The sequence below is a fragment of the Nocardia sp. NPDC058666 genome (genome assembly GCF_042714895.1).
Lineage (GTDB): Bacteria > Actinomycetota > Actinomycetes > Mycobacteriales > Mycobacteriaceae > Nocardia.
The window spans coordinates 1-2740 of record NZ_JBHXRY010000044.1; the positions used below are offsets into that span (position 1 = coordinate 1).

The window sequence follows — 2740 nt, forward strand, 5'->3', positions numbered from 1 at the left end:
CTGCGTCGCTGCGCGACGCCGGACTGAGTATGCCCGATGGGCAGTCACCTGCGGTGACTGCAGGGTTGGTGCCGGCCGGTTCGGGGACTACCGGTCCGCGACGGCTGGCTAGCAGTGGAGGGAGGGGTGCCACGGGTGTACCGGCTTAATCGTAGCTGTACAGAGGATTATTGATGGTGTGTCAAGGCCTCTCTGTAACGGTGCCTCAGGAACGGGATCTGGGGTGTGGCCCCTGCGGGGCCGGGCCGACCGGTCGCGCTGCGCGCTCCCTCTCAGGAACAGTATGCACACGGGCTGACGGGGTATCCACTCCACCGGCCCCTCTCTCAACCCACTACATGACGTAACATATACGCCGGACCATCATCCCAAAGTGGTCTACACCATCTTGCTGGAGAAAGGGGGGTGGGGAGGCCTCCGACCTCCGACCCCTGCAAACAGTCACGTGCCAAATAGTGAAACTGAGACGCCCCCGGCCGAATACCAGAAACGCAACCCCCGTCTTCCTGCTCTAGCTTTCGTTTCTGATGCTCCAGTCGAATCCGGCGGTCAGGACATCGGAGCGGCTCGCGGGAGGCCATCCCAATCTGCCTGATCGGTCCAGAAATGACAATCCACGCCGCTGGTGGAGACGGCCGTGTATCCGGACAGGCATTCATCGCACTCCAGGTAGAGGCGGCCCGTGTCCGTGCGAGTCATGAACACGAGGAGCCCGTTATTGCACACCGTGCAATCCAGCCACGACTCAATCAGTGCGTCACCCTGCTGCTGAGTAGCCTGTGATGAGTTGATTGCCATTCCTCCTGGTTCAATTCGATATCGCCCAAACCGTAGGAACTCTGACTCAGAATCAGGTGGCCATGGCCTGCCTCACAACCCCCTGCATCCCCGGCCGGTTCGTGTGCCGAGGCTCGGTAGTTGTCACCGTCGGCACCAGATAGCCTGCGGGAAAAGCAGGTCGGAGCAGTCGGGCTGTCGCCAGAGAGGCGCTGCAGTTGTCACACACGGGCGACGCCTGGGTCCTACGGGTGCCGGTACGCAGCATCCCTCGCGAGGACCTCATTGCCATGCTTCGCGAACAGACCCCGGCATGCGGACCTGCCCGTGACGTCCTGGTTGCCGGAGGCACCTTCGACATCTCGGACGGTCTGATCCCCGCCAGTCGGCACGCAGGTGTGTTCGCGATCCGGATCCGCACAGCTGCTCGGCGCGGCCACACGGTCGGAGGCCTTGCCGCCTCTGTCGACATCCTCCGGCAGGCCGGGGAAGAGCTTGTGCGTACCGGTTTCATCGACTCCGTGGACAGGACGTCCGTGTTCACGATCTTCCTGAACTCCTCAGCGACAGAAGTGCTGGCCTGCGCAGGCGGGCTCCGGCCAAAACCACCGCAGCCGCCGGAAGATGCCCTCGAGTGACAACACGCCTCCCTTTGCGCCAACTCTCATGCTTCGGCTCAGTTCGGCCGGGGACGCAGGCCGAGCAACGGGAAGATCAGGCACCGATGCCGACGGAGGAGACATATGCATACGCTGCATAATCCGAGTCGAGGTCGGTGATGACGTCGTCCCAGATCTCATCCACCATTGCCTCATCACGGGCCGCCCAGGCCTGGACCAGGTCGGGCCAGATGTACCGGACCATGATCGAGCGGTCGCTGAGGGGCCGGCTGTACTTGGCGTCAACGTGGCTCTGGTCGACCGGGTAAATCTCCATCCGCCGGCCCCGGCCGTCATTGTCGAGGTGGCGGACGAGCCAGCCGGAGCGGATCAGGTTCTCCCGCCGGCGCCACCAGTACGCCGCGTCGATCCGGTCGCGGGACGCCGGGGACGGGGTGACTTTGCCGTGGGTCCAGGAGCGCAGGGTGCGGGTGCTGATGCCCTGTTCGGCCAGGGCCTCGCGGCCGGCGGGGCTGTCGAGGTAGCGCAGCCGGGCTGTCAGGCCGCGGCGGGTGGTGACGGGCGAGACGATGCCGGAGGAGTGCACGATCCGGTTGAGCTCCAGGATCAGGGCCTCCCCGCCCTTCATGCCACGGGCGTCGTGCCGCTGCCACTCGCCCCAGCGGGCCCACAGATCCCCGGATCCCGCCATCAGCGCTTACCTCCGAGCGTGTAGGTCTGCTTTTCCTTCACCTGGTTCAGGTCCCGGCCCTCGGCGAATACCTGCCTCCAGTCGCCGATGACGTGGAGTTCGTCCGTGCCGGAGATTTCCACGACCTGCAATCCGGCCTTGTGGATCTTGTTAGCTTTCATCCACAGATTCGCGAACGCTTTCGCGCGGATAATGTGCATCCAGTCCGGACGCCGCATATTACGGTTCGCGGTCGATTCACCCAGGGTGGAGACCAGCTTGGAATACATGGATTTCACGTAGTTCACGGTCAGTTCGTCGCCCTCGGCGAGAGCGGTTTTTCGGACCTCGGCCAGGGCGCGGCGCAGTTTTTCCAGCAGGACTTCTGTGCCGCCGGAGACGAGCGAGCGGTGAATGGTCGGGGCGTCGGAGAGGCCTTGGCGGGCGCAGTCGAGGAGGAGGCGGAGGGTGGACTCGGTGACCCACAACTCGCCCGGCTCCATCCGGTTGCCCAACGGGTTGGGCAGGTCGGCGTGTTCCCAGTCGGGCGGGGTGATGAGGTGGACGCCGGCCTTCTTCGGGTTGTGGACTCCGTCGGTGGTCTCGATGAGCTGTCCGATCGGCAGCCAGCACTTGAGGGCGGAGAGGTAGGCCGCGTTCATGTCCAGGGCCG

Annotated in this window: 3 protein-coding genes; 1 reads left to right on the top strand and 2 read right to left on the bottom strand. The window is 64.5% G+C overall.

Annotation, left to right across the window (positions count from 1 at the left end):
- The first annotated feature begins 1067 nt into the window (after nt 1–1067).
- The gene (locus ACFWVD_RS28210; RefSeq protein WP_234308979.1) at nt 1068–1415 is read left to right on the top strand and encodes a hypothetical protein; all 348 of its coding nucleotides are present in this window, start codon (nt 1068–1070) and stop codon (nt 1413–1415) included.
- A 76-nt stretch (nt 1416–1491) separates the two neighbouring features.
- Here the strand turns inward: ACFWVD_RS28210 and ACFWVD_RS28215 are convergent, their stop codons facing one another.
- Together ACFWVD_RS28215 and ACFWVD_RS28220 are read right to left on the bottom strand one after the other, a co-directional pair.
- Nucleotides 1492–2088 (bottom strand): hypothetical protein, encoded by a 597-nt coding sequence (locus tag ACFWVD_RS28215; RefSeq protein WP_030663535.1) that lies wholly within the window; start codon nt 2086–2088, stop codon nt 1492–1494.
- Nucleotides 2088–2740, bottom strand: a 653-nt coding sequence (locus ACFWVD_RS28220) for a hypothetical protein (RefSeq protein WP_379247889.1), incomplete at its 5' end; no start/stop codon positions are given. The genes ACFWVD_RS28215 and ACFWVD_RS28220, both read right to left, overlap by 1 nt.